Below are 24,876 nucleotides of genomic sequence, written 5' to 3' on the forward strand. Positions count from 1 at the left end.
TCGTGCCACGCGCCGGCGAACCACACGCGGCGGGTGCCGCGGCGCGCGGTGCGGCGGGCGCCGCCGGAGCAGCCGGCTCGGGCTTCGCCTCGCCCGGGCCGATGACGCGGCGCTTCACCTTCTCGACGACGACGGCCTTAGTGCGCCCGTGGGAGAAACTCTGGCGGACGACGCCCTGCTCCACGGGACGCTTGAGGCTCAACGTCTTCGAGGGGACGTGAAGCGTCTTGTCACCGCTGTTCTTCGTATCAGTCATTCCGCCCTTGTCCTGCGGGAACCCGCGTCGTGGTACCGGTCGCCAAATCGTCTGCGTGATCATCGCCCGCACCGGCCGCCGGAGGCGGCGTCGGATCGCGGTAGCGCTCCAAGGCCCGCAACCGCGCGAGTGCAGCGCGGCCCACGGGCCCGTCCAGGAGCGCAGCATGTATCACATGGGACCGTCCCAATGCCAAACCCAATTGCGTCGAATCGAGCACCGCGACGACCGGAACCGCTTCGGCCGCATGGCCGAAGCGCCGGCGCAACGCCTGCGCGATCTTCCTGACCCCGTCCGGAGCCGCATCCGCGGCCTCCAGCACGCCGGCCAGTTTCTCCTGCCCGATGGCGGCCTCGACTTTCGAAAAGCCCGAGACCACCGCTCCTGCCTTGTTGGCGAGGCTCACCGCCTCGCGCGCCGCCTTCTCCAGCAGCGCCTCGACCTCTTCGGCGAGGCGCGGCGACACCGTCACCGGCTGCTTCAGGCTGCGGGCGAACGCCTTGCGGCGCATCGCCTCCTCGACCAGCGCCCGCTGCGCGCCGACCCACACGCCACGGCCCGGCAGGCGGTTCCGGAGGTCCGGCACCAGGGCACCGTCGGGTCCCGCCACGAAGCGGATCAACGCCTCGACAGGCCTGACCGTTCGCGTCGCGACACAGAGGCGGCCGAGGCCGTCTCCGTCGTCACCATCGGGAATCCGGCGCGGCGCCATGACGGCGACCTCCGGCCGTTCAGGCCCCGGCCGCCTCGGCCTCGGCCTCGCCTTCCGTCTCATCCGCCGCCGGCTCCGGCAGCGCCTCGATCCAGCCCGCCTTGACGCGCGCGGACATGATCAGGGCCTCGGCCTCCTCGCGGGAAATCTCGATGCCGTCGAAGAAGCCTGCATGGCGGGTCGTCTCGCCGCCCTTGCGCTCGCTCCAGCCGACGAGATCGTCCGTGGCACAGCCGGCGAGGTCCTCGACCGACTTCACATCGTTCTCGCCGAGCTTCACCAGCATCGCCGTGGTGACGCCGTCGATCTCCTTGAGTTCGTCGGCGACGCCCAGCTCGATGCGGCGGGCGTCGAGCTCAGCCTCGATGCGGGCCAGGTAGTCCTGGGCGCGGGCCTGGATCTCGGCCGCGGTCTCCTCGTCGAAGCCCTCGATCGAGGCCAGCTCGGCCGGCTCGACATAGGCGATCTCCTCGACCGACCGGAACCCTTCCGACGCCAGCAGCTGGCCGACGACCTCGTCGACGTCCAGCGCCTCCATGAAGATGCCCGTGCGCTCGACGAACTCCTTCTGCCGCCGCTCGGATTCCTCCGCCTCGGTCAGGATGTCGATGTCCCAGCCCGTGAGCTGCGAGGCGAGGCGGACGTTCTGGCCGCGGCGGCCGATGGCCAGCGACAGCTGGTCGTCCGGCACCACCACCTCGATGCGCTCCGCGTCCTCGTCGAGCACGACCTTGGCAACCTCGGCCGGCTGCAGTGCGTTGACGATGAAGGTCGCGACGTCCGGCGACCACGGGATGATGTCGATCTTCTCGCCCTGCAGCTCGCCGACCACGGCCTGCACGCGCGAGCCGCGCATGCCGACGCAGGCGCCGACCGGGTCGATCGAGGAGTCGCGCGAAATGACCGCGATCTTGGCGCGCGAGCCCGGATCGCGAGCGACCGCCTTCACCTCGATGATGCCGTCGTAGATCTCCGGCACCTCCTGGGCGAAGAGCTTCGCCATGAACTGCGGGTGCGTGCGCGACAGGAAGATCTGCGGGCCGCGCTGCTCGCGCCGCACGTCGTAGACATAGGCGCGGATGCGGTCGCCGGGCCGGAACGCCTCGCGCGGGATCAGTTCGTCGCGGCGGACGATGCCCTCGCCGCGGCCGAGGTCGACGATGACGTTGCCGTACTCGGCGCGCTTCACCACGCCGTTGACGATCTCGCCGATGCGGTCCTTGTACTCCTCGTACTGCCGGTCGCGCTCGGCCTCGCGCACCTTCTGCACGATGACCTGCTTGGCCGACTGGGCGGCGATGCGGCCGAAGTCGAAAGGCGGCAGCGTGTCGGCGATGGTGTCGCCCACCTGCGCGGCGGGGTTGAAGCGCTGGGCGTCGGGCAGGGCGATCTCGATGGCCGGGTTCTCGACCCGCTCCACCACGTGCAGGTAGCGGGAGAGCCGGAGCTCGCCCGTCCGCGGGTTGATCTCGGCGTGGACCTCGGTCTCGGTGCCGTAGCGCGAGCGGGCCGCCTTGGCGATGGCGTCCTCCATCGCGGTGAGCACGATCTGGCGGTCGATCACCTTCTCGCGGGCGACTGCGTCGGCGATCTGCAGAAGCTCGAGCCTGTTGGCGCTGACGGCCATGGAGGTCACTCCTTCTCTCGGGTCCGGCGTGCCGGGCGGGCGTCGCCGCCGGTCCGCGTCTTCGGGTTCTGGGCCCCGGGCTTGCGGGCCCCGGGCGTGGAATTCTTGGCCTTCGGCGAGCCGCCGCCGGCCTTGCGGGGCGGAACGGGCTCCTGCTCCCCGTCGCTCTCGTCGGCATCGCCCTCTGCGGCACCGCCGGCCGCGGCCCTCTTGGCCGCCTTGTCGCGGCGCAGGGATTCGCGGATGAGATCGTCGGTCAGAACGAGCCGGGCCTCGCCGAGATCGGCGAGCGGGAGGAGCACGCGCTTTTCCTCGTCCGCCTTGGCGTCGGTGCGGTCCACGGCGACCGCCGGGCCCTCGACGCCGGCGATGACAGCGCGGAAGCGCTTGCGGCCGTTGACGGGCACAGCCATCTCGATCTTCGCCTCGTGGCCAGCCCAGCGGCCGAAATCCGAGGCGCGGACGAGCGGCCGGTCGATCCCAGGCGACGAGATCTCGAGGTGGTAGGCCCGGTCGATCGGGTCGTCGACGTCGAGCGCGGGCGACACAGCCTTGCTGACCGCCTCGCAGTCGTCGACAGAGAACGTGCCGTCCGGCCGCTCGGCCATGATCTGCACGGTGCAACCGTTCTGGCTCGACACGCGGACGCGCACCAGGCGGAAGCCGAGGTCCATGAGGACGGGCTCGACCACCGCGCCGACGCGCGCGGCGACGCCGCCGTCCGTGATGATCCTGGGTTCGTCGAGCTCGCTCACGCCGTCCGTGGTCCGTCAGTTCCGATCATGTTGCGCCGAAGGGAGCGGAGCCTCGCCGGCCCCACTCTCTCAATGCGATCACGATCGCCATGAGATGTCTTGGATGGCGCGCACTATACGCAGCAACCGTCCCGATGCAAGCACGATCGAACGGACCTGCACTCCCGCACGACTTGCATCAAGCCGCCAATGAACCTTTTGGTGAGTATTCCCATGCCATTCTCCGCCCCGTCAGGGAGTGCAGAATGCAGGCCTTCAATTCGCTCGTCCGGGACGTCGAGGACGCCATCGCCAGCGGCGAGGACGCGCGCCGCGCGGAGACGTTGCGTCGCCTGACGGGCCTGTTCGTCGACCTCTCGCCGAACCTCAACGAGGACCATGTCGGCGTCTTCGACGAGGTCATCGTCCGTCTCGCGCACGAGATCGAGTTCCGCGCCCGCGTCGAACTCGCCGAGCGGCTGGCCGACGTCGCCAACGCCCCGCGCCAGACGGTCCGCGACCTGGCCTTCGACCAGAGCATCGAGGTCGCCGGCCCCGTGCTGCAGCGCTCCACCCGTCTCGAGGAGAGCGACCTCGTCGAGATCGCCCGCGAGCGGGGCCAGGACCACCTGCTCGCGCTCTCGGTGCGCAAGAACCTCACCGAGGCCGTGACCGACGTGCTGCTGAGCCGCGGCGACCAGCGCGTGGTGCGCTCGGTCGCGGGAAACACCACGGCCGCCTTCTCGGCCCTGGGCTTCGAGACGCTCGTCCAGAAGGCCATGGCCGACCCTCGGTTGCAGAACATCCTGGAGACGCGCAGCGACCTCACGACCGAGCGGCTCGACATGCTCGTCGAGGCCGCCAAGGAGCGTGCACGCCGCGACCTGATCGCCAGTACCGGGGAATCGGCGGCCTCCATCGACGCCGCGCTGGACGCGGGCACCGAGACGCTGCTCTCGGACGGCTCCACCATCGTGCTGACCGAGGACCTGCTCGCGGCCGTGCCGCGGGTGGACGCCATCGAGGCGCAGGGCGAGCTGACCGAGGACACGGTCCAGCGGCTGCTGCGCGAGGACAAGGTGGCGGACGCGCTTGTGTGCATCGGCCGGCTCGCGAAGATGGAACCCGAACTGATGGGACAGGCCTACGGGGCCGCCCATTTCGACCCGCTGCTCTTCGTGGTGCGGGGCGTGCGCTTCGGCTGGCCGACGTTCAAGCTGCTGCTGGGCGCCAAGTCCGGACGGAATCCGCCGCAGTCGCTGCTGAAGAACGCCTTCGCCAGCTATGAGGCGCTCAGCGTGCCGACCGCGCAGCGCGTCATGCGCTTCGTGGTGGCCAAGCAGAAGATGGTCAAGTCCTAGCTTGTGGAAGGACTAGCGGATGCAGCCGATCGGAACATTTTGACGGATCGGCTTAAGCGCACCCCAATTCCGCGCAGGCATGGTGCTTCGCAGACCTCGCACCGGACCACCTGATGCCAGCCGCCACCGTTTCCGGCTTCGACCCTCGATCCGCCTCCGCGACGAACGACCCGGAGCGCAACGCCGAGACCGTCCGCCGGATCACCGACCTGTTCCTGCGCGACTGCGAGCGGCTGCGCGACGAGCACGTGGCCGTGTTCGACGAAGTCATCTCGATGCTGGCGGCGCGGATCGAGGCGCATGCGCGCGCCGAACTCGCCGAGCGCCTCGCCGACCTCGACAACGCCCCGCCCGGCCTCATGCGCCGGCTGGCCCGGGACGAAATCCTCGTGGCACGGCCCATCCTGTCCCGCTCGCCCCGCCTTTCCGACCAGGATCTCGTGGACGTGGCGCTCGCACTCGGGCGCAACCACATGATCGCCATCACCGAGCGCGACAGCCTCTCGGAGACCGTCACCGACGTCCTCGTCGAGCACGGCGACCAGGTCGTGCTCCATGCGGCGGTGCGCAATCCGAAAGCCCGCTTCTCGGACGGCGGATACGGCCGGCTGGTCTCCCGCTCCCGCCACGACGAGGCGCTGCAGGCCATGCTGGGCGAACGCCCGGATCTGCCGCTGCACAGGCTCAAGGAGCTGATCGAGGTGGCCAAGGCCTCCGTCCGCCAGCGCCTGCTCGCGACGCTGGGCGACCGCGAGAGCGGCGCAGTGGACGCGGCGGTCGAGGCCGGCGCCGCGACCGGGCTGGCGGAGGCCGTCGGTGCCCTGTGGCAGACGCTCGGCCCGTCCGTCCCGGCCGGCGATGCCGCCCGCAAGGCCGAGGCCGGAACCCTGTGCGAGAGCGACGTCTATACCTATGCGCTGTCCGGCAACGTCCCGGAAGCCGGTGCTGCGCTCAACCTGCTCGCGCAGGTTCCGCCCCCGTTCGCGGAAAAGATGCTGACGGACCCGCCGGACGACCTTCTGCTGATCGTCTGCCGGTCGCTCGACTTCTCCTGGGAGACGGTGGACGCGCTGCGGCGGCTGAAGAAGCAGCCCCAGGGCGTGGCCATCCACGTCGGCAAGCTCCGCAATGGCTACGAGACGCTGAACAGGGTGACGGCGCAGCGCGTCGTGCGCTTCCTGCGGGCGCGCGACCCCGGAAACGCCATCAGCGGCGCGCCCGGCCTCGGCAGCGTCGTCGGCCTTTGACCGCCGTCAGCGACGGCACGCGGTGATGTAGCTCGGCCGGCGGCCTTCGCGCAGCGCCTTCGCCTCGTAGCGCGTGCCCGGCCATCCCTCGAAGGGCCGGCGCCAGTCGTCCGGCCCCGTCGCCGTCCACTGCAGGGCGGGCGATCTCAGGATGCGCGCCAGCGTCCACCCGACATAGTGGTCGATGTCGCTTGCGAAGCGGAAAGACCCGCCCGGAGCCAGGACGCGGGCGATCTCCGCCAGCCGCTCGTCCGAGACGAAGCGCCGCTTGTTGTGCCGGCGCTTGGGCCAAGGGTCCGGGTACAGGAGATAGACGGTCTCGAGCCTGCCGTCCGGCAGCACGCGCAGCAGGTCCGCGGCGTCGCCGTCCCACAGGCGGATATTGCGCAACCCCTCGGACTCAATCGCCGCGAGCAGCTTTGCCATGCCGTTGACGAACGGCTCGCAGCCGATGAAGCCGATGCGGGGATGGGCGCGCGCCCGGGCCAGCAGGTGCTCGCCGCCGCCGAATCCGATCTCCAGGCGGACGGCCTCCACCGGGACCGGGAACAGGGCGGCCGGTTCCGGAACGCCCGACGCGATGTCGATGCGCAGCGCCGGCAGGACCGTGTCGAACAGTCCCGCCTGCCCTGCCCGCAGCCGGTGCCCCTTCCGGCGCCCGAAGAAGGCGCCGGCGCGACCGTCGCCGGTCATCGCCGCGTCTCAGAGGTGGCTGCGGATCTCGTCGACGAGATCGGTCTTCTCCCAGCTGAAGCCCCCGTCCGCCTCCGGCGCGCGGCCGAAGTGGCCGTAGGCAGCGGTGCGGGCGTAGATCGGGCGGTTCAGCTTGAGATGCTCGCGGATGCCGCGCGGCGACAGGTCCATCGCCTTCATCAGCGCCTCCTCGAGGCGACCCTCGTCAACGTTGCCGGTGCCGTGCAGGTCGGCGTAGATCGACAGCGGGCGCGCGACGCCGATGGCGTAGGAGAGCTGGATCGTGCAGCGGTCGGCGAGGCCGGCCGCGACGACGTTCTTGGCCAGGTAGCGCGCCGCGTAGGCGGCCGAGCGGTCCACCTTGGTCGGGTCCTTGCCCGAGAAGGCGCCGCCGCCGTGCGGGGCCGCGCCACCATAGGTGTCGACGATGATCTTGCGGCCGGTGAGGCCGCAGTCGCCGTCCGGACCGCCGATGACGAACTTGCCGGTCGGGTTGACGTGCCAGATGGTCGAGGCGTCGATCCAGCCGGCGGGCAGGGCCTTGCGGACGTAGGGCTCGACGATGCCGCGCACGTCGTGCGAGGTCAGGCTGCCGTCGAGGTGCTGCGTCGAGACGACGATCTGCGTCACGCCGACGGGCTTGCCGTTCTCGTAGCGGACGGTGACCTGGCTCTTGGCGTCGGGGCCGAGCACGGCGCTCTCGCCGCTGCGGCGCGCCTGAGACATCAGCTTCAGGATGTTATGGGCGTAGTAGAGCGGCGCCGGCATCAGCTCGGGCGTCTCGCGGCAGGCGTAGCCGAACATGATGCCCTGGTCGCCCGCGCCCTCGTCCTTGTTGCCGGCCGAGTCGACGCCCTGGGCGATGTCCACCGACTGCGCGTGCAGCAGCACCTCGATGTCGGCGGTCTCCCAGTGGAAGCCCTCCTGCTCGTAGCCGATGTCGCGGATGGCGAGGCGGGCGGTATGGGCGATGAAGTCACGCGTCAGGGTGGCCGGGCCGCGCGTCTCGCCGGCGATCACGACCTTGTTCGTCGTGGCGAGCGTCTCGCAGGCCACGCGGACATCCTTCGGGTTCCAGCCCTGGTCGGCGGCGGCGCGGAAGAAGGCATCCACCACCTCGTCCGAGATGCGGTCGCAGACCTTGTCGGGATGGCCCTCGGAAACGGACTCGCTCGTGAACAGATAGTTGGACCGCGCCACAGGACCCTCGCTCGCGCTGAAGGCGCCCGGCCTGGGGGCCGGGCACACCGATGCGAGGTCTCTGGCAGGGTCCGTTCGTCAGGTCAAGCCGAATCGGCGGAAACGTTCTTAATGACGAACGACATGGTAACGATCAGACGGCGGACTGCAGGGCGCCGCTGGCTGCGTCAGAGGCCTCGTGGAGGAGCTCGTCCTCCCCGGCGATGGCCGTGACCAGGTCGACCACGCGTCGCCGCAACTTCGGGTCGCGAATGCGCAGAAACGCCCGGTTGAGCTGCACTCCCTCGTTCGACGCCAGGAAATCGGCGACATAGGGCGTATCGGAGACCTCGCTGAAGCCGTCGGCCGGGACCTGGGCCTCGGGAAGCGGAGCGCCCTCGAAGAAGAATTCGACCGGCATTCCGAGGATCTGCGAGATCTGCTGGAGACGGCTGGCGCCGATCCGGTTCGTTCCCTTCTCGTACTTCTGCACCTGCTGGAAGGTAAGTCCCAGTGCATCGCCGAGACGTTCCTGGCTCATGCCGATGAGAACGCGGCGCATCCGGACGCGGCTGCCGACATGCTTGTCGACCGGATTCGGAGACTTCTTCGTGACCATAACGACACCTCGAAATTTGTGGTCCGAGCACTGCGGCCCGGTGAATGAAAGGCGGTGAAAAAGGCTGGATCCGGAAATTGGATCCGTCTCGACCGAGGTAACGACCCCCGGTTGCGTCGAAGTTTCTGCAATTCGTCGGGGAGTGTCAAACCCGCCGTGCACCAAGTGCGGCGAAGAGGGAAAAAAGTATCAAGACGATCTGCGAAATCAGGGGGTATCGCGCGTAGGGAGGCGGCGCGATGGCCTGTGGCAGCGTGCCGTCCAGCACGCCCTCCGCGCCCAGCGGCAGCGAGGCGAGCACCCGGCCGTAGGGGTCGACGATCGCCGAGACACCGTTGTTGGCGGCGCGAACGAGCGGCAGGCCCTCCTCGACGGAGCGCAGCCGGGCCTGCTCGAAGTGCTGCCAGGGCCCGGGCGTGATGCCGAACCACGCGTCGTTGGTCAGGTTCAGCAGCAGCCCCGGGCGGGGGCCGTCCGGCAGCACCTCGCCGGGGAAGATCGCCTCGTAGCAGACGAGCGGGGCGACCGGCGGCAGCCCGGGCACGGCGAGCCTCTGGCGGCGCGGCGCCGCGTCGAAGCCGCCCGGCGCGTTGACGAACTGGCGAAGGCCCAGCGCCGTCAGCAGGTTCGAGAAGGGCAGGTACTCGCCGAAGGGCACGAGATGGGCCTTGTCGGCGCTGGCAACCACGGTGCCGTCGTCCGCGACCACCTGGATGGCGTTGAAGAAGCGCCGGCCCGCCTCGCCAGGCAGCGGCTCCAGCATGCGCACGGCGCCGGTGACGAGCGTCACCCCCTTGGGCAGGAACTCCCCGATCTGCGCCAGCGCCGCGGGCTCGCGCGCCAGCACGAAGGGGAACGCCGATTCCGGCCAGACGAGGTGCGTCACGTCGGCCACGCCGGTGCGCTCGGGGGACGTGGCGCGGTCGCTGAACTCGAGGTAGCGACGCAGGATCAGGGGGCCGTTCTCCGGCCGGAATTTCTCGTCCTGCGGGATGTTGGGCTGCACGATCCGCAGCTTCACCCCCGGCACGTCGGCGACCTCGCCCGTGGCGAGGCGCAGCGCGCCGAAGCCCGCGAGTAGCGCCAGCGCGGCAACCGCTGCCGCGGTCGGCGCCCAGCGGGCGCGGCCGTGTCCGGTGAGGAGCGTGACCGGCGCCGCCGCGATGGCCACCGCGATCGGGGTCAGCCCCTCGAGCCCCACGAGGCTCGCGGCCTGGGCGAGGACGAGGTGGCCGGCGAAGGCCATCCCCGGGACGTTCCACGGGAACCCCGTGAACAGGTGCCCGCGCAGCCACTCCGAGATGCCGAGCCCCGCGGCCAGCGCGAGGATGCGCGCGGCGCCGGGGCTCCAGAGCATCCGCGCGATGACGAACCCGGCCGCCATGAACAGGGCGAGCACCGCCGGCAGGCCCAGCACGCCGAGAGGCATGAGCAGGGCAAACTGGTCGGGTTCGACGAGAAAGGCCGCGCCGAGCCACCACAGGCCGGCGACGAAGTAGCCGAAGCCGAAGCACCAGCCGGTCCATGCCGCCGCGCGCAGCGTCGGCCAGGCGAACCGGCCCGTCGCCGCGGCCGCCCCGTCGAGCAGGAGCACCGCGATGCCGAGGGACACGGCCAGCGCCGGCAACACGCCGAATGGCGGCAGCGCCAGCGCGCCGACGGCGCCGCTGGCGATCGCGAGAAGGGCCCGGGGCCAGCCCCAGGCCAGCACGATCCGGTGCGCGAAATCCTGCATCAACGGTCGGAGGGGGCCGCCGTCGAGGGCGCGTCCTGCGGGGCGTCGGGAGCCGGCAGCGCCAGCGTCTGGCCGGCGGGCGGCGTGCGGCTCTCGGCGGGATGAACCCGCAGCCGCTTGATGCGACGGGGATCCGCGTCGAGGATCTCGAACTCGAGGCCGGAACTGTGGGCGACGATCTCGCCGCGGACCGGCACACGGCCGGCGAGCGTGGCGATGAGGCCGCCGAGCGTGTCCACGTCCTCGGCCGATTCGTCGCCGGCAAGGTCGACGCCGAAGGTGGCCGCCGCGTCCTCCAGGCTGGCGCGCGCGTCGGCGATGAAGCTGCCGTCGGCGGCCGGCACGATCTCTGGCGTCTCGTCCTCGTCGTGCTCGTCCTCGATCTCGCCGACGACGATCTCGACGAGGTCCTCGATGGAGACGAGGCCGTCGGTGCCGCCGTACTCGTCGATCACGAGCGCCATGTGGGTGCGCAGCGTCTGCATCTTCACCAGCAGATCGAGCGCCGGCATGGACGGCGGCACGAACAGCACCGGGCGCAGGATGCGCGCCGCCGAGAGGGGCGTGGAGAGATCGACCTTTCCGAGGTCGGGGGCGTCGACCGGGGCCTTGCGCCGCCGGCGGCCGGGCGAGGATTCGGCCCGGCCGGCCATGTAGTCGAGGAAGTCGCGGATGTGGACCATCCCGCGCGGGTCGTCGAGCGTCTCGGCATAGACCGGCAGGCGCGAGTGGCCAGCAGTGCGGAACACCCGCAGCAGCTCGCCGAGCGTGATCTCGATGGACACCGCGACGATGTCGGCGCGGGGCACCATCACGTCCTGCACGCGGTTCGTGCGCAGCCGCAGGACGTTGCGGAGCATGGCCCGCTCCTGCGGCGAGAAGTCGGTCGCGGGCGCCCCCTCGGAGAGGGCATCGACCAGGTCGTCCCGCATCGAGGCCGGGCTGCGGAAGCCGAGCTTCACGAGAAGGCGGTCGATGAAGCTGTCAGCGGGCTGCGCCTGCCGTTCGGCCGCGGAAGCGGGCCGGGCGGCGGGCGTGGCGGTACTGGAATCGTCGGATGTCATGAGCCTCGGTCTTGTTCCTGCCGCGAAAGGCGGCCTCAGCGGGACCCTGCGGCCGTCGCCCGGGCCTCCGCGTCGCTACCATATGGATCGGGAACCCCGAGCCCCGCAAGGATGCGGGTCTCGAGCCCCTCCATCTCGGCCGCCTGCGCCTCGGTCTCGTGGTCGTAGCCGACGAGATGCAGGAAGCCATGCACCACGAGATGCAAGATGTGGTCCCGCAGGGGCTTGCCTTCCTCCGCCGCCTCGCGCTGCAGCACGCCCAGCGCCAGTGCGATGTCGCCGAGGAACGGCGTGCGCGAGGCGTCCCGCCGCAGGCGCTCCGGCGGCAGCGCGGCGAAGGAGAGGACGTTGGTGGGCTTGTCGAGACCGCGCCACTCCTTGTTGATCTCGCGGATGCGCCCGTCGCCGGCGAGCAGCACGCTCACCGCGGCGCCGGGCATCAGCCGGATGCCGCAGGCCGCCGCAGCCGCGCCCAGGGCGGTCTCGACGAGGGCCTCCGCGTCCGGAACCTCGTCCCAGCCCGGGTCCTCGATGGCGATGTCCGCCGCGATGCCCATCACGGCTTCGGCGGTTCCGCCGGCCCGCGCAGGTCCGCCTCGTAGGCGCCGACGATCCGGCGCACGAGGTCGTGGCGCACCACGTCGCCCTCGGCGAAGGCGGCATAGCCGATGCCCTCGACGCCGCGCAGGATGCGGACGGCCTCGACGAGGCCGGACTTCTGCCCGGGCGGCAGGTCGATCTGCGTCGGGTCGCCGTTGATGATCATCCGCGAGCCCTCGCCCAGGCGGGTGAGGAACATCTTCATCTGCATGCCGGTGGTGTTCTGCGCCTCGTCGAGCAGCACCACGGCGTTGGTGAGCGTGCGCCCGCGCATGAAGGCAAGCGGCGCGATCTCGATCATGCCGGTCTGGAGCCCACGCTCGACGTGCCGTGCCTCCATGAAGTCGTACAGCGCGTCGTAGATCGGCCGCAGGTACGGGTCGACCTTCTCCTTCATGTCGCCGGGCAGGAAGCCGAGCCGCTCGCCGGCTTCGACCGCGGGACGCGACAGGATCAGGCGCTCGACCGTGCCGTTCTCGAGCAGCGACACCGCATGGCCGACTGCGAGCCAGGTCTTGCCCGTGCCCGCCGGCCCCTCCGCAAAGACGAGCTCGTGCCGCTTCAGCAACCGCAGATAGGCATGCTGCGCTGCGTTGCGGGCCCGGACGCGGCGGCGGCGGGTGGCGATCTCCTCGAAGCCCGACGAAGCGGGGTCCGCGACCGGGAACAGCGTGCCCTGCATCGCCGTCTCCTGGATGACGCCGTCGACGTCCCCGGTGGTGAGCGGCGTGTCGCCCCGGACCCGCTCGTAGAGGCGCTCCAGCACCCTGCGGGCCTGCTCGGCGATCTCGGGCGCGCCCTTGATGACGACGTAGTTGCCGTTGGCGTTGGCCACCACCCCGAGGCGTCGCTCCAGATGCGCGATGTTCTGGTCGTACTGGCCGAAGACGAGGCTCGCCAGGCGATTGTCGGCGAAAGTCAGCTTGATCTCGGCCGTCTCCGCCACGCCCTGCGGGCCGCCGGACCGGGGAAAGCGGGGACCTCCCTCGGGCCTCACCGACACGGTGTCCTCATGCGCTGCGCCCTCATGCGCTGGCCCGAAGCGGCGCGGCGTCGACGCGCTCGCCGAACAGGCTGTTGGGACCCGTCGCGGTGATCCGCACGGGGACGATGTCGCCGACCGCGGCGTCCCCGCCGTCGATCTGCACGGCCTGCAGATAGGGTGACTTGCCGGCAAGCTGGCCGGGGTGGCGGCCCGGCTTCTCCAGCAGCACGTCGACGACGCGGCCGACGGTCGCGGCGTTGAACGCCTTCTGCTGGCGGTCGAGCAGCGCCTGCAGCGCGGCGAGGCGCTCGGACTTCACCGCCTCGGGCAGCTGGGCGCCCCGGTCGGCCGCGGGCGTGCCCGGCCGCGGGGAGTACTTGAAGGAGAAGGAGGAGGCGAAGCCGATCTCCTCGACGAGGCGCATCGTATCGTCGAAGTCCCGGTCGGTCTCGCCGGGGAACCCGACGATGAAGTCCGACGACAGGGCGATGTCGGGGCGCGCCGCCCGCACCGCCTCGATGATCCGGCGGTAGTCGTCGCGCGTGTGCCTGCGGTTCATGGCATCGAGGATCACGTCCGAGCCGGACTGCACGGGCAGGTGCAGGTAGGGCATCAGTTGCGGCAAATCGCGATGGGCGGCGATGAGTTCCCCGCCCATGTCGAGGGGATGGCTCGTCGTGTAGCGCAGGCGCTCGATGCCGGGCACCGCGGCGACGCGCGCAAGCAGGCGCCCCAGCGTCCACGGCCCGTCAGGGCCCTCGCCCTGCCAGGCATTGACGTTCTGGCCGAGCAGCGTCACCTCGCGGATGCCCGCCGCGGCGAGCCGCTCCGCCTCAGCCACGATGGCGTCGACCGGGCGCGACACCTCGGCGCCGCGCGTATAGGGCACGACGCAGAACGTGCAGAACTTGTCGCAGCCCTCCTGCACCGTGAGGAAGGCGGTGACGCCGCGGGCGAGCGTCTTCTCGGCGGACGGCGCCGGGAGGGCGTCGAACTTGCTCGCCGCCGGGAAGTCCGTATCCACGACGCCCGGGGCGCGCGCGGCCTCGTCCAGCAGGGCCGGCAGGCGATGGTAGCTCTGCGGGCCGACGACGAGGTCGACGTCGCGGGCGCGGCGCAGGATCTCGCCGCCCTCGGCCTGGGCCACGCAGCCGGCGACGACGATGCGCGTGTCGCGACCGCCCTCCGCCCGCTCGCGCTTCACGGCCCGGACGCGGCCGAGCTCGGAATAGACCTTCTCCGCAGCCTTCTCACGGATGTGGCAGGTGTTGAGGACCACGAGATCCGCGTCCGCCATCTCGGCGGTCTCGGCATAGCCTTCCGGCGCCAGGACGTCGGCCATGCGCTGCGCGTCATAGACGTTCATCTGGCAGCCGTACGACTTGACGTAGACCTTCTTCGTCGCGCTCGTCATGTCCCGTCCGTGCGGACCCGCGGGCCGCGCCAACCGAATCACTCCTGCCGGCAGGTCGAGCCTGCCATGCGTTCAAAGACGCTGTTTAGACGGTTCCGGCGTCCAAGAGAACCCGAATCGCCTCCTCGTCCCTCGGTGGCAGGCCGTTGACGAGACGCGAATAGGTGGAGCGAACCTCGGCCCCGGCGGCCCGGGTCACGGCCTTCCGGTCGGACTCCGCGTCGAAGGCGTGGGTCGAGCCCCACACCACCACCGCGTCGATGGGCTCTCCCCGGATGATGGCGGCGAGGTGGGGAACGAGGTCCATGTCGCCGTGCCAGGCGATCAGCGCGCGGCCTCGGCGGCCGACGGGCAGACCGCCGCGGCGCGGATAGGCGACGGTCAGGCTCTGCACCAGCACGTGGCCGGTGTGCCCGGCCTCGGCGATGGCGTCGCGCGCGGCGCCGACCACGGCCGAGCGGAACGGCAGGATGCGATGCCCGTCGCCCGTCGTGCCCTCGGCGAAGAGCACGATGGCATCGCCTCCCGCCAGCCGCTCGGCGATCTCCCGGTTCGCCTCGGCCGCGCCCTTGCGCCGGGTGCGGTCGATGAAGATCGACCGCTGGAGCCGGGCCAGCGTGCCGAAGATGGGCCAGGTCCCCACCTCGCGCTTGGCGATGAAGGACAGAGGGGCCAGCGTCGAGACGACGACGATGTCGAGCCAGCTCGTGTGATTGGAGAGCACCAGAAGCGGCCGGCCGGCGACCGCCTCTCCCTCCACCGCGACGCGCACGCGCAGGAGGCGGCAGGCGAGGCGGTGGAAGGCCACGGGAAGCGTGTGGGCGAGCCTCCAGCCGAGCCGGATGGACACCCACTGGAGCAGCATCATCGGCGGCAGCAGGATCGCCAGCACCGCGAGGACGAAGGCGATGCGCAGCCGGCCGGCCATCAGGTCAGGGGCCTGCGCAGCACCAGCGCGGTGGCCTTGCTGCCGTCCGGGCGCCGGTAGTAGGCGTTGCGGCGGCCGACCTCGGCGAAGCCAAGGCGCCGGTACAGGGCGCGCGCGGCGACGTTTCCCTCGTCGACCTCGAGGAAGAGCGCGCGGACGCCGCGCGCCGCGAGCTGCGCGAAGTGGGCCAGCATCAGCGCCTGGCCGATGCCGGAGCGGCGGGCGCCCGTCGCCACGGCGATGGTCAGGATCTCGGCCTCGTCGGCGGCGCGGCGCGACAGGACGAACCCCTCGAGGGCCCTGCCCCGCCCGGCTCCGAGCCCGAGAACGGCGTCGTCCGCGAGCATTCCCTCGATGTCCGACGTGCTCCACGCATGGTGGAAGCCCTGGGCGTGAAGCGTGGCGATGCGGGGGGCGTCTCGCATGGAGAGCGTGCGCACGGAGGGGCGCGAGGGCCGGCTCAGCCAGGACCAGAGGGCCGACAGCGCCATCGGCGGCCGTCCTAGCGGCGCGGCACGCGCACGTGGTCCTGCGGCTTGGCGTCCGGGGGCCGCAGGTAGAAAGGCTTGGGCTCGGCGTGGGCGGGGCTCGCCGCGGCGGCGAGCCGGGCGACCCAGAGGATGTCGGGGGCGGGCGTCTCGCCCTCGACCTGCGCCTCGAGGCCGATGGCCCGCGCCTCCGCCGCCAGCAGGGAGGCGCCTGAGCCGGCGATCCGCACCGTTCCCGACCCCAGCTGCCGCGCCGCATCGCGAACCGAGACGATCCGCGGCGTCACGATCGTCCGGCCGGCGGGTCCGAACGCCTGGAAATAGACCGCGCCATGGCGTGCATCGATGGCCGAGGCGACCAGCGTGCCGACGCCGGCGGCGATCAGCGGCGCGGCATAGGCGGCGAGCGTCGTCACGCCGACGCAGGGGACGTTCGCCGCGAGCGCCACGGCCCGTCCGGCCGAGATCGCCACCCGAAGGCCGGTGAAGCTGCCGGGCCCGACGGTGGCGCCCACCCGGTCCAGTGCCTCGAAGCCGCCGTCCACCGCGCCAACGACGCGATCGATCATGGGCACGAGGGCCTCGGCGTGGCCGCGTGCCATGGCGAGGCTCTCGGAGGCGAGGACCTCGCCCGTGTCGCTGTCGTAGAGGCAGGCGGAGCAGGCTTCGAGCGCCGTATCGATGGCGAGAACGCGCAAGAACCCCCTCCCGGCGAGGCCAGTGCCTCAGGCGATGCTGCAGAATTCCTCGAAGTCGAGGCGCGGCAGGCGCGGCTTCAGGGCCGCCGGGTCACCATAGCCGAGGTTGCAGAGGAAATTCGACCGGATTGTCGTGCCGGCGAAGAAGGCCGCGTCGACGCCCGCCTTGTCGAAGCCGCCCATCGGGCCGCAATCGAGGCCGAGCGCGCGCGCCGCCATGATCAGGTAGGCGCCCTGCAGCGAGGAGTTGCGGAGCGCGTTCTCGTCGATCGACGCCTGGTTGCCCCTGAACCAGTTCGGCGCGTCCGGATTGTGCGGGAAGAGCTTCGGCATCTTCTCGTAGAACGCCATGTCCATGCCGATGATCACGGTCACCGGCGCCGCCATGGTCTTGTCCCGGTTTCCTGCCGACATCAGCGGCTTGAGGCGCTCCTTCCCTTCCGGCGTCGTCACGAAGACGAACCGGGCGGGACAGGTGTTGGCGCTGGTCGGGCCCATCTTCACCAGTTCGGCGAGGCTGCGCAGCGTCGCCTCGGTGACCGGCTTCGGCAACCAGCCATTGTGGGTGCGCGCGTCGAGGAAGAGCTGGCGCAGGGCGGCGTCCGGCAGCGGCAGCGAGGCGGTCTTGTCGAGCATGGCGGGTCTCCGGGACGGCCGGCGGGCATGCACGACCCGCGCCGGCGGGACGCGGGCCTGCGGCCAGGGATACGATCCGGAAGGCGGTTCAGACCGCCTGGACCTCGCGGACGTCCGGCAGGAAGTGCCGTAGCAGGTTCTGGATGCCGTGCTTCAGCGTCGCCGTCGAGGACGGGCAGCCCGAGCACGAGCCCTTCATCGTCAGGTAGACGATGCCGTCGCGGAAACCCTTGAAGGTGATGTCGCCGCCGTCGCCGGCCACCGCCGGGCGCACGCGGGTCTCGAGCAACTCCTTGATCGTCGCGACGGTGCCGGCGTCCTTGTCCTCGAAGAACTCCTCGCCGTCGGCGTCATCCGCCACGGCGCCCGCCTCGCCCTCGAACAGCGGCTCGCCAGAGAGGAAATGCTCCATGATCGCGCCGAGGATGGCGGGCTTCAGGTGCTGCCACTCACCCTCCGCCTTCGTCACGGTGACGAAGTCGGCGCCGAAGAACACGCCCGTCACGCCGGCGACCTCGAACAGGCGGCGGGCCAGCGGCGAGCGCTCGGCGGCGCGGCGGTCCCGGATGTCGAGCGTCCCGTCGGGCATGACGGTGCGGCCAGGCAGGAACTTGAGGGTTGCCGGGTTCGGGGTCGCTTCGGTCTGGATGAACATGGTCGGTCTCCTCACGCGCGCGGTTCAAGGCCGCCGGTGGAACGGGCAATTCGCCAAATCCGTATGTGGAGCGGATCGCGTTGCGAATCAATCGTCGTGACCGCGAGGCAGCCCCGCGCCCCTCATCCGCTCCTCCGGGGACACCTTGTCCGGAAGAAGGTGCCGGAGCGCAACGAAGACGGACGAGAGGACGCGGTCGACGCCGGTCCGGTCAGGACAAGGTGTCGATCTCGCGCTCGGTGAGGTGACCCGGGACGATGGCGATGGGCACGGCAAAGGTGCCCGCTCCGCGGCCTGCGAGGCTCGATACCAGGGGCCCCGGCCCGTCGCTGCCCGTCCCGGCGGCGAGGATCAGGAGGGAAATGTCCTCGTCCTCGTCGATCAGCGCCGTGATCTGGGCCGCGGCCTCGCCCTCCCGCACGACGACCTGCGGGGCGACGCCGGCGACGGCGCGCGCGCGGGCGGCCGCCGCCTCGAGCCGCTGGCGGGCATCGTCCTCGGCCTCGGCCTTCATGACCTCGCCGACCCCCAGCCAGTGCTGGAACTCGCCGGGCTCGGCGATCGAGAGCAGCACGAGATCCGCCCCGATGCGCCCGGCGCGGCGGGCGGCGTAGTAGACGGCCCGGTCGCATTCGGGCGTCTCGTCGACGACGACGAGGAATTTCGGGCGGTGCCCAGGTTCGTAGCAGCGGCGAGGGGCGGCCGTCATGCGCGCTCGTGCTCCGGTGGCGTCGGCGTTGCACCGCCCGCCGACAACGTGGGTGGGCGGCGGGCGGTTCGACGGGACAAGCAGGCTCCGGGCCAGTTCCGCCCGGGTCGGCAGCCTTCCGTCAGCTCCGGATGAAGCCGACGATGTCCTTGACGGCGTCCATCACCGGGCGGGCGATGGCGCGGGCGCGCTCGGACCCGTCGCGCAGCACGCCGTCGATGTAGGCCGGATCGGCCTGCAGCCGCTTCATCTCGGCGCTGATCGGGCCGAGCTTGCCGACGGCGACGTCGACGAGGGCGTTCTTGAAGGTCGAGAACTGCGACCCGCCGAACTGGGCCAGCACCGCCTCGCGGCTCGTGTCGGTGAGCGCGGCGTAGATGGTGACGAGGTTCTCGGCCTCCGGGCGCCCCGACAGGCCGGCGACCTCGGACGGCAGCGGCTCCGGATCGGTCTTCGCCTTGCGCACCTTCTGGGCGATCGCGTCGGCGTCGTCGGCGAAGGTGAGGCGCGAATAGTCGGACGGGTCCGACTTCGACATCTTCTTCGTTCCGTCGCGCAGGCTCATCACCCGCGGCGCCGGGCCCTGGATCAGCGGCTCGGGCAGCGGGAAGAAGGCCTCCGCGTTGCAGACGCGCGCGATGGATGCGGCATAGTCGTTGTTGAACTTCTGCGCGATGTCGCGGGACAGCTCGAGGTGCTGCTTCTGGTCCTCGCCCACCGGCACGTGGGTGGCGCGGTAGACGAGGATGTCGGCGGCCATCAGCGTGGGATAGGCGTACAGCCCGACCGAGGCGTTCTCCCGGTCCTTGCCCGCCTTCTCCTTGAACTGGGTCATCCGGTTCAGCCAGCCGATGCGGGCGATGCAGTTGAACACCCAGGCGAGTTCGGCGTGCTCGGCGACCTGGCTCTGGTTGAAGACGATGTGCTTCGTCGGGTCGATGCCGCAGGCGATGAACGCCGCGGTGACCTCGCGGATGTTGGCGGTCAGCTCCGCCGGATCCTGGGCCACCGTGATCGCGTGCATGTCAACGACGCAGTAGATGCACTCGTGCGTCGCCTGAAGGTCGACGAAGCGGCGGATCGCGCCGAGGTAGTTGCCGAGGTGAAGGTTGCCCGTGGGCTGGACGCCCGAAAAGACGCGCTGGTGGAAGGCGGTCATCGCTCTGCTCCGGATGGGATCCCCCGTGGAGAGGGGAAAAGGCCGCGGTTTATGGCAACAGCGGCGCTGCAGCGCAAGGGCGCAGCGCGCCGGTCAGCGGCCGAGGTCGGCGCGGCGGACCGCGCCGGTGGCGAGCGCGAGGACCGCGTACACGACGAGGCCGGAGAGGCACAGACCTCCCAGGACTGCCGCCCTTGCCGGAATCGGCGCCGAAACGTGCAGCCACGGCGCCAGCGCGAGCGCGAGCGCGCCCACCACCAAGGCCATGACCGCCGTCGCCAGCGCCATGCGCGGCAGCCGGCTCGCCAGCCGCTCGTCCACCTCGTACCAGCCGAGACGGGCCGCCGGCACGAGAAGCCCCGCCGCGTTGAGCCATGCCCCCGCGGTCACGGCCCACGCGACGCCGGCGGCGCCGAGCCGAGGTTCCAGCGCCAGCGCGACAGCCAGTGTGGCCACCACGGAGAGGACGGCCACCAGCACGGGAATCCGGACCGATTCACGGGCGAAGAAGGCCTGGGACACGACCCGTGTCACCGCGGCGGCCGGCAGCCCGCAGGCCAGCGCCGCGAGGCAGGCGGCGGTGACCGCGGTGTCCTGCGCCGTGAAGGCGCCCCGTTCGAATAGCACGGAAACGATCGGCTGGGCCAGCGCCACGAGCGCCGCGGCGGCCGGCAGCGCCAGCAGCAGCGCCCATTCCACCGCCCGGTTCTGCGCCGCCAGCATCTCGACGGCGAGGCCCGACTTCAGCTGGCGGGCGATTTCCGGGAGCAGCACCACCCCCGCCCCCGCGGCGACGAAGCCGAGCGGCAGCGCGAAGAGCCGCTCCGCGTAGTAGAGGCGAGCCACCGCGGCGGGCTCGTGCGAGGCGACCTGTGTCGCGACGAGAATGCCGAGCTGGCCGGCCGCGGCCACGGCGAGCCCCGGCAGGCCGATCGCCAGCATCCGCCTCACCTCCGGGCTGAGGCGCGGCCGCCCGGGCCGAGGCGGCGCGGGAAGAGCCGCGAGCGCCGGGACGAGCACGAGGCACTGCACGATCCCCGCCACGGAGACGGCGGCGGCGAGTGCCGTTCCGAGCCGCTCGGGCGGCCAGTCGAGGTGGCCGAGGACGAGCAGCGTCGCCACGAGCACGACGTTCACCGCAACCGGCGCCACGGCGGCGGCCACGACGCGGCCCGCGGCGTTGAGGACGGCAGCCGCGAGGGCCGACAACACGGTCGCCGCGACCAGCGGCAGCATCAGGCGGGTATAGAGGGTGGCGGTGTCGAGCCGCGCGGGATCGTCGGCGAAGCCCCCGGCGAGGCCGAGCACCAGCCACGGGGCGACGACCTCCGCCAGCGCGGTCAGCAGCAGCAGCGCCCATGCCACGGTGGAGAGGGCCTCCCCCGCGAAGCGCCCCGCGGCGGCGGGGCCTTCCTCGGCCTCGATCCGCTGCGCCACCGGCACGAAGCCGGCGTTGAGCGCCCCCTCCCCCAGCACGCGGCGGATGAGCGAGGGGATGCGGAACGCCACGACGAAGGCGTCGGCGACGGGCCCGGAGCCCAGCAGGGCGGCCAGCAGCACGTCGCGCACGAAGCCGAGGACGCGCGACGCGGCCGCAGCGGCGCTGACGATGGCCGTCCTGCGGCCGAGGTCCCGCCCCTTCACCGGCCGGCCTTAGAGCACGAAGCGGCTCAGGTCGGCGTTGCGGGCGAGGTCGCCGACGGCCTTCTCCACGTAGGCGGCGTCGATGGTCACCGTCTCGCCGCCCCGGTCGGCGGCGGTGAAGGAGATGTCGTCGAGGATGCGCTCCATCACCGTCTGGAGGCGCCGGGCGCCGATGTTCTCCACCGTGGCGTTCACCTGCACCGCCGTGCGGGCGATGGCCCCGATGGCGTCGTCGGTGAAGGACAGGGTGACGTTCTCGGTCGCCATGAGCGCCACGTACTGCTTGACGAGGCTCGCCTCGGTGTCGGTGAGGATGCGGCGGAAGTCGCTCTCGTCCAGCGAAGAGAGTTCGACGCGGATCGGCAGCCGGCCCTGCAGCTCCGGCAGCAGGTCGGACGGCTTCGAGACGTGGAAGGCGCCCGAGGCGATGAACAGCACGTGGTCGGTCTTCACCGGGCCGTGCTTGGTCGACACCGTGGTGCCCTCGATGAGCGGCAGCAGGTCGCGCTGGACGCCCTCGCGGGAGACGTCGGCGCCGCCCCGGTTCTCCCGGCCGCAGATCTTGTCGATCTCGTCGAGGAAGACGATGCCGTTGTCCTCGACCTGCCGGATGGCCTCCGCCACGATCTGGTCCTGGTCGAGCAGCTTGTCGCTCTCCTCGGCGACCAGCGGCTCGTAGGCCTCGCGGACCGTGGTCCGGCGCGTCTTGGTGCGCCCGCCCAGCGCCTTGCCGAAGATGTCGCCGATGGAGATGGCGCCCACCGAGGCACCGGGCATGTTCGGCAGCTCGAACATCGGCATCCCGCCGGCCGACTGCTGGAGCTCGATCTCGACCTCCTTGTCGTCGAGCTCGCCGGCCCGGAGCTTGCGGCGGAAGGCATCGCGGGTCGCCGCGCTCGAGCCGGGCCCGACGAGGGCGTCGAGGACGCGCTCCTCGGCGGCCTTCTGGGCGCGGGCCTCGACGTCCTTGCGCCTGGCCTCCTTCACCAGCCCGATGCCGACCTCCACGAGGTCGCGCACGATCTGCTCCACGTCGCGGCCGACATAGCCGACCTCGGTGAACTTGGTGGCCTCGACCTTGAGGAAGGGGGCGCCGGCGAGGCGGGCGAGGCGGCGGGAGATCTCGGTCTTGCCGCAGCCGGTCGGCCCGATCATCAGGATGTTCTTGGGCAGCACCTCCTCGCGCATCGTCCCGGTCAGCTGCTGGCGCCGCCAGCGGTTGCGCAGGGCGATGGCGACGGCGCGCTTTGCGTCGCGCTGGCCGACGATGTGGCGGTCGAGCTCGGAGACGATCTCGCGCGGAGAGAAGGTGGTCATGGTGTCACGCTACGGGTGAGAGGCGGTCGGAGAGCCTGCCCACCGGGAGCAGGCGGAACAGGAGGCGGCGGACGCTGCGCCAGCCGACGCCGAGCAGCACGACATAGAGGCCGATCATGGCCATGGTGCTGTCGACGACGAGGACGCCGCTCCCGCCCGCCTTCGACAGCGTCGTGCCGAAGGCGATGGCGAGGTAGGCCAGCGTCGAGATCACCGGCGAGCGCCGATCCATGACGAGGCCGAACAGGGTCACGGCCGCCGCCATGGCGAGGATCGTCAGCGGCGCGATGCCGCCGCCGTCCTGCTGCAGGCCGAGCACCAGCAGGAAGATCGGGTGCACGGTGAGCGGCGAGCCGGCGACGTAGAGCCAGAAGGCGAACTGGCTCGCCCGCTTCAGTCGTGCGGGATCCTGCAGGTCGAACCACACCGCCAGCACCAGCAGCACGACGCCGCACAGGCCAGCGACGAGGAGGGCGAGGTCGCCCGAGCCGATCGTCACCGTGGCGGCGACCGCCCCGGCCAGCGGCAGCACCAGGAACGGAACCCGGAAACGCAGCACGACGGCGAGCAGGCCGCCGATCAGCGTCGCCTGCCCCTGCCAGACCGACAGGGAGCCGAGCATCGCCGTGCCGTTGAAGCGCATGGCGATGCCCGACAGCGTCAGCGCCTGGACGGCGAAGAGACATACCGCCAGCGCCGCGACGATGGCCGGCAGCATCATCGGCCGGTGGAAGGCGAAGACCTCGGCGATGCCCCACGACAGGACCGCGAAGCCCAGGGCGGCGTAGAACGGCAGCGGCTGCGGCGCGAAACGCAGCGCCAGATGCGCCGCCGTCGCCAGCAGCACGAGGCCGATGGCGACGAACAGCTCGTTGAAGTTGTTCAGGATGACGAAGCGCTCGTCGGAGGGCCGCGCCCGCCCGGCCCGGCCTGCGGCGAAGTCGGCCAGCGCGTCCGCCTGGCGGGCGGAGATGATCCCCGCCTCCACCGCGGCCGTCAGGTCCTCCTTGCGCAGGGGCGTCATTCGGTGGCGAGGCTCTCGATGACGACGTTGTGGTTGGTGTAGACGCAGATGTCGGCCGCGATGCCCAGCGAGCGGCGGACGATGTCCTCCGCCTCGAGACCCATCGGCAGGAGCGCGCGGGCGGCTGCGAGGGCGTAGTTGCCGCCGGATCCGATGGCGACGGCGCTGCCGTGCTCCGTCTGCTCGGGCTCCAGCACGTCTCCCGTGCCGGAGAGGACCAGGCCCACCTGGCGGTCGGCGACGAGCAGCATGGCCTCGAGGCGGCGCAGATAGCGGTCGGTGCGCCAGTCCTTCGCCAGCTCGACGCAGGCCCGCATGAGCTGCCCGGGATACTGGTCGAGCTTGCCCTCGAGTCGCTCGAAGAGGGTGAAGGCGTCCGCGGTGGCGCCGGCGAACCCCGTGATGACGTCGCCCTTCCCCAGCCGGCGGACCTTGCGGGCGTTCCCCTTCATCACCGTCTGGCCGAGGCTGACCTGCCCGTCGCCGCCGATGACGACCCGGCCGTTGCGCCGCACCATGCAGATGGTGGTGGCGCGCCAGCGCCGGTCGTCGTCATGCTCAGCCATGGGCGGGTCCTTTTCGATCGGTGCCCCAGATGTAGGCGACCGGAGCGACGATTACCAACGCGGCGGCAGCCCTGCCCGATTCATGGGCACTCGCTCGCGGGGGGCGCCGGCCGTCAACGAGTCCGTCAGGGCTATCGCATACCGTGCCCAATCATGCGGCAGCGGCAGTGGCCATCGGGCACGCGAGTTGCTAGAAGCCGGCCCTGTCGCCCCGTCCGGGCGTCCCGAGGAGAGTGACATGCGTTCCGCGAGCCTGTCGCGAAAGACCGCCGAGACCGACATCGCCGTCAGCATCGGGCTCGACGGAACCGGGTCGTGCCGCATCGGGACCGGGGTGGGCTTCCTCGACCACATGCTCGAGCTCTTCGCGCGGCACGGGCTCTTCGACGTCACCGCCACCTGCGCGGGAGACCTGCACGTCGACCAGCACCACAGCGTCGAGGACGTCGGGATCGCGCTCGGCCAGGCCTTCGCCAAGGCGCTCGGCGACAAGAAGGGCATCCGCCGCTATGCCAGCGTCCACCTGCCGATGGACGAGACGCTTACACGCGTGAGCATCGACATCTCCGGCCGGCCCTTCCTCGTCTTCCGGACGACGTTCACCCGGGACAAGATCGGCACGTTCGACACCGAGCTCGTGCGCGAGTGGTTCCAGGCCTTCGCCATGAACGCCGGCATCACGCTGCACGTCGAGACGCTCTACGGCGACAACAACCACCACATCGCCGAGAGCTGCTTCAAGGGCCTCGCCCGCGCGCTGCGCGAGGCGGTGTCCGTCGATCCGCGGGAGGCCGACCGGGTTCCGTCGACCAAGGGCTCGCTCTGA

26 protein-coding genes are annotated in these 24,876 nt (G+C 71.2%); 3 read left to right on the top strand and 23 right to left on the bottom strand.

The window, feature by feature from the left end:
* The 4 genes from ACX9GQ_RS14975 to rimP all read right to left on the bottom strand — a co-directional run.
* Positions 1-256: translation initiation factor IF-2 associated domain-containing protein (locus ACX9GQ_RS14975; RefSeq protein ID WP_459630363.1), on the bottom strand; the 256-nt coding region annotated here is incomplete at its 3' end.
* A complete protein-coding gene (locus ACX9GQ_RS14980; protein WP_459630364.1) occupies positions 249-968 on the bottom strand; it encodes an RNA-binding protein in 720 nt (239 codons plus the stop codon). The genes ACX9GQ_RS14980 and ACX9GQ_RS14975, both read right to left, overlap by 8 nt.
* 19 nt (positions 969-987) lie before the next feature.
* Positions 988-2,595, bottom strand: coding sequence for a transcription termination factor NusA (gene nusA, locus ACX9GQ_RS14985; RefSeq protein ID WP_459630365.1), 1,608 nt, complete (start codon positions 2,593-2,595; stop codon positions 988-990).
* A 5-nt stretch (positions 2,596-2,600) separates the two neighbouring features.
* Positions 2,601-3,350 carry a ribosome maturation factor RimP gene (rimP, locus tag ACX9GQ_RS14990; RefSeq protein ID WP_459630366.1) on the bottom strand — a complete coding sequence of 250 codons (750 nt, stop codon included), beginning with the start codon at positions 3,348-3,350 and terminating at the stop codon, positions 2,601-2,603.
* Positions 3,351-3,595: 245 nt separating this feature from the next.
* Between rimP and ACX9GQ_RS14995 the strand changes: the two genes are divergently transcribed.
* Both ACX9GQ_RS14995 and ACX9GQ_RS15000 read left to right on the top strand, forming a co-directional pair.
* Positions 3,596-4,690, top strand: coding sequence for a DUF2336 domain-containing protein (locus tag ACX9GQ_RS14995; protein WP_459630367.1), 1,095 nt, complete (start codon positions 3,596-3,598; stop codon positions 4,688-4,690).
* 113 nt (positions 4,691-4,803) lie between these two features.
* A complete protein-coding gene (locus ACX9GQ_RS15000; protein WP_459630368.1) occupies positions 4,804-5,937 on the top strand; it encodes a DUF2336 domain-containing protein in 1,134 nt (377 codons plus the stop codon).
* A gap of 6 nt (positions 5,938-5,943) precedes the next feature.
* Here ACX9GQ_RS15000 and trmB read toward each other — a convergent pair whose 3' ends face one another.
* The 19 genes from trmB to hslV all read right to left on the bottom strand — a co-directional run bounded on the left by trmB (position 5,944) and on the right by hslV (position 24,050).
* Positions 5,944-6,630, bottom strand: a complete 687-nt coding sequence (trmB, locus tag ACX9GQ_RS15005) for a tRNA (guanosine(46)-N7)-methyltransferase TrmB (RefSeq protein WP_459630369.1) — start codon at positions 6,628-6,630, stop codon at positions 5,944-5,946.
* A gap of 9 nt (positions 6,631-6,639) precedes the next feature.
* Positions 6,640-7,830, bottom strand: a complete 1,191-nt coding sequence (metK, locus tag ACX9GQ_RS15010; RefSeq protein ID WP_459630370.1) for a methionine adenosyltransferase — start codon at positions 7,828-7,830, stop codon at positions 6,640-6,642.
* A 133-nt stretch (positions 7,831-7,963) separates the two neighbouring features.
* Entirely contained in the window at positions 7,964-8,428 is a 465-nt protein-coding gene (locus ACX9GQ_RS15015; RefSeq protein WP_459630371.1) for a helix-turn-helix domain-containing protein, read from the bottom strand.
* Between the two features lie 145 nt (positions 8,429-8,573).
* Complete coding sequence (lnt, locus tag ACX9GQ_RS15020) at positions 8,574-10,163, bottom strand: apolipoprotein N-acyltransferase (protein WP_459630372.1); 1,590 nt, start codon at positions 10,161-10,163, stop codon at positions 8,574-8,576.
* Complete coding sequence (locus ACX9GQ_RS15025; RefSeq protein ID WP_459630373.1) at positions 10,163-11,227, bottom strand: hemolysin family protein; 1,065 nt, start codon at positions 11,225-11,227, stop codon at positions 10,163-10,165. Before ACX9GQ_RS15025 ends, lnt begins: the two co-directional genes overlap by 1 nt.
* Before the next feature lie 35 nt (positions 11,228-11,262).
* A complete protein-coding gene (gene ybeY, locus ACX9GQ_RS15030) occupies positions 11,263-11,784 on the bottom strand; it encodes an rRNA maturation RNase YbeY (protein WP_459630374.1) in 522 nt (173 codons plus the stop codon).
* Entirely contained in the window at positions 11,784-12,824 is a 1,041-nt protein-coding gene (locus ACX9GQ_RS15035) for a PhoH family protein (protein WP_459630599.1), read from the bottom strand. Before ACX9GQ_RS15035 ends, ybeY begins: the two co-directional genes overlap by 1 nt.
* A gap of 28 nt (positions 12,825-12,852) precedes the next feature.
* Complete coding sequence (gene miaB / locus ACX9GQ_RS15040) at positions 12,853-14,226, bottom strand: tRNA (N6-isopentenyl adenosine(37)-C2)-methylthiotransferase MiaB (RefSeq protein WP_459630375.1); 1,374 nt, start codon at positions 14,224-14,226, stop codon at positions 12,853-12,855.
* A gap of 85 nt (positions 14,227-14,311) precedes the next feature.
* Positions 14,312-15,154 carry a lyso-ornithine lipid O-acyltransferase gene (olsA, locus tag ACX9GQ_RS15045; protein ID WP_459630376.1) on the bottom strand — a complete coding sequence of 281 codons (843 nt, stop codon included), beginning with the start codon at positions 15,152-15,154 and terminating at the stop codon, positions 14,312-14,314.
* Entirely contained in the window at positions 15,154-15,645 is a 492-nt protein-coding gene (locus tag ACX9GQ_RS15050) for a GNAT family N-acetyltransferase (protein ID WP_459630377.1), read from the bottom strand. Before ACX9GQ_RS15050 ends, olsA begins: the two co-directional genes overlap by 1 nt.
* Positions 15,646-15,656: 11 nt before the next feature.
* Positions 15,657-16,340, bottom strand: a complete 684-nt coding sequence (gene tsaB, locus ACX9GQ_RS15055; RefSeq protein WP_459630378.1) for a tRNA (adenosine(37)-N6)-threonylcarbamoyltransferase complex dimerization subunit type 1 TsaB — start codon at positions 16,338-16,340, stop codon at positions 15,657-15,659.
* A gap of 27 nt (positions 16,341-16,367) precedes the next feature.
* Complete coding sequence (locus ACX9GQ_RS15060; RefSeq protein WP_459630379.1) at positions 16,368-16,976, bottom strand: malonic semialdehyde reductase; 609 nt, start codon at positions 16,974-16,976, stop codon at positions 16,368-16,370.
* An 88-nt stretch (positions 16,977-17,064) separates the two neighbouring features.
* On the bottom strand, positions 17,065-17,631 hold the full coding sequence (locus tag ACX9GQ_RS15065) for a NifU family protein (protein ID WP_459630380.1): 567 nt from the start codon (positions 17,629-17,631) through the stop codon (positions 17,065-17,067).
* Positions 17,632-17,842: 211 nt separating this feature from the next.
* Complete coding sequence (locus ACX9GQ_RS15070) at positions 17,843-18,340, bottom strand: universal stress protein (protein WP_459630381.1); 498 nt, start codon at positions 18,338-18,340, stop codon at positions 17,843-17,845.
* A gap of 121 nt (positions 18,341-18,461) precedes the next feature.
* Positions 18,462-19,499, bottom strand: a complete 1,038-nt coding sequence (gene trpS, locus ACX9GQ_RS15075; protein WP_459630382.1) for a tryptophan--tRNA ligase — start codon at positions 19,497-19,499, stop codon at positions 18,462-18,464.
* 93 nt (positions 19,500-19,592) lie between these two features.
* Positions 19,593-21,143 (bottom strand): murein biosynthesis integral membrane protein MurJ, encoded by a 1,551-nt coding sequence (murJ, locus tag ACX9GQ_RS15080; RefSeq protein WP_459630383.1) that lies wholly within the window; start codon positions 21,141-21,143, stop codon positions 19,593-19,595.
* 9 nt (positions 21,144-21,152) lie between these two features.
* Positions 21,153-22,460: an ATP-dependent protease ATPase subunit HslU gene (gene hslU, locus ACX9GQ_RS15085; protein WP_459630384.1), complete on the bottom strand. Its 1,308-nt coding sequence runs from the start codon at positions 22,458-22,460 to the stop codon at positions 21,153-21,155.
* A 4-nt stretch (positions 22,461-22,464) separates the two neighbouring features.
* Positions 22,465-23,484 (bottom strand): hypothetical protein, encoded by a 1,020-nt coding sequence (locus tag ACX9GQ_RS15090; RefSeq protein WP_459630385.1) that lies wholly within the window; start codon positions 23,482-23,484, stop codon positions 22,465-22,467.
* Positions 23,481-24,050 (bottom strand): ATP-dependent protease subunit HslV, encoded by a 570-nt coding sequence (gene hslV, locus ACX9GQ_RS15095; protein ID WP_459630386.1) that lies wholly within the window; start codon positions 24,048-24,050, stop codon positions 23,481-23,483. The genes ACX9GQ_RS15090 and hslV overlap by 4 nt, the downstream gene beginning before the upstream one ends.
* 238 nt (positions 24,051-24,288) lie before the next feature.
* Between hslV and hisB the strand changes: the two genes are divergently transcribed.
* Positions 24,289-24,876, top strand: coding sequence for an imidazoleglycerol-phosphate dehydratase HisB (gene hisB / locus ACX9GQ_RS15100; RefSeq protein ID WP_459630387.1), 588 nt, complete (start codon positions 24,289-24,291; stop codon positions 24,874-24,876).

The organism is Alsobacter sp. R-9, from assembly GCF_054612375.1.

Excerpts from the sequence above, each read along its gene's own strand:
- ACX9GQ_RS14980 (WP_459630364.1), bottom strand. The coding sequence starts at position 968 with ATGGCGCCGCGCCGGATTCCCGATGGTGACGACGGAGACGGCCTCGGC.
- nusA (WP_459630365.1), bottom strand. The coding sequence starts at position 2,595 with ATGGCCGTCAGCGCCAACAGGCTCGAGCTTCTGCAGATCGCCGACGCA.
- ACX9GQ_RS14995 (WP_459630367.1), top strand. The coding sequence starts at position 3,596 with ATGCAGGCCTTCAATTCGCTCGTCCGGGACGTCGAGGACGCCATCGCC.
- ACX9GQ_RS15000 (WP_459630368.1), top strand. The coding sequence starts at position 4,804 with ATGCCAGCCGCCACCGTTTCCGGCTTCGACCCTCGATCCGCCTCCGCG.
- trmB (WP_459630369.1), bottom strand. The coding sequence starts at position 6,630 with ATGACCGGCGACGGTCGCGCCGGCGCCTTCTTCGGGCGCCGGAAGGGG.
- ACX9GQ_RS15015 (WP_459630371.1), bottom strand. The coding sequence starts at position 8,428 with ATGGTCACGAAGAAGTCTCCGAATCCGGTCGACAAGCATGTCGGCAGC.
- lnt (WP_459630372.1), bottom strand. The coding sequence starts at position 10,163 with ATGCAGGATTTCGCGCACCGGATCGTGCTGGCCTGGGGCTGGCCCCGG.
- ACX9GQ_RS15025 (WP_459630373.1), bottom strand. The coding sequence starts at position 11,227 with ATGACATCCGACGATTCCAGTACCGCCACGCCCGCCGCCCGGCCCGCT.
- ybeY (WP_459630374.1), bottom strand. The coding sequence starts at position 11,784 with ATGGGCATCGCGGCGGACATCGCCATCGAGGACCCGGGCTGGGACGAG.
- miaB (WP_459630375.1), bottom strand. The coding sequence starts at position 14,226 with ATGACGAGCGCGACGAAGAAGGTCTACGTCAAGTCGTACGGCTGCCAG.
- olsA (WP_459630376.1), bottom strand. The coding sequence starts at position 15,154 with ATGGCCGGCCGGCTGCGCATCGCCTTCGTCCTCGCGGTGCTGGCGATC.
- ACX9GQ_RS15050 (WP_459630377.1), bottom strand. The coding sequence starts at position 15,645 with ATGGCGCTGTCGGCCCTCTGGTCCTGGCTGAGCCGGCCCTCGCGCCCC.
- ACX9GQ_RS15060 (WP_459630379.1), bottom strand. The coding sequence starts at position 16,976 with ATGCTCGACAAGACCGCCTCGCTGCCGCTGCCGGACGCCGCCCTGCGC.
- ACX9GQ_RS15065 (WP_459630380.1), bottom strand. The coding sequence starts at position 17,631 with ATGTTCATCCAGACCGAAGCGACCCCGAACCCGGCAACCCTCAAGTTC.
- ACX9GQ_RS15070 (WP_459630381.1), bottom strand. The coding sequence starts at position 18,340 with ATGACGGCCGCCCCTCGCCGCTGCTACGAACCTGGGCACCGCCCGAAA.
- trpS (WP_459630382.1), bottom strand. The coding sequence starts at position 19,499 with ATGACCGCCTTCCACCAGCGCGTCTTTTCGGGCGTCCAGCCCACGGGC.
- hslU (WP_459630384.1), bottom strand. The coding sequence starts at position 22,460 with ATGACCACCTTCTCTCCGCGCGAGATCGTCTCCGAGCTCGACCGCCAC.
- ACX9GQ_RS15090 (WP_459630385.1), bottom strand. The coding sequence starts at position 23,484 with ATGACGCCCCTGCGCAAGGAGGACCTGACGGCCGCGGTGGAGGCGGGG.
- hslV (WP_459630386.1), bottom strand. The coding sequence starts at position 24,050 with ATGGCTGAGCATGACGACGACCGGCGCTGGCGCGCCACCACCATCTGC.
- hisB (WP_459630387.1), top strand. The coding sequence starts at position 24,289 with ATGCGTTCCGCGAGCCTGTCGCGAAAGACCGCCGAGACCGACATCGCC.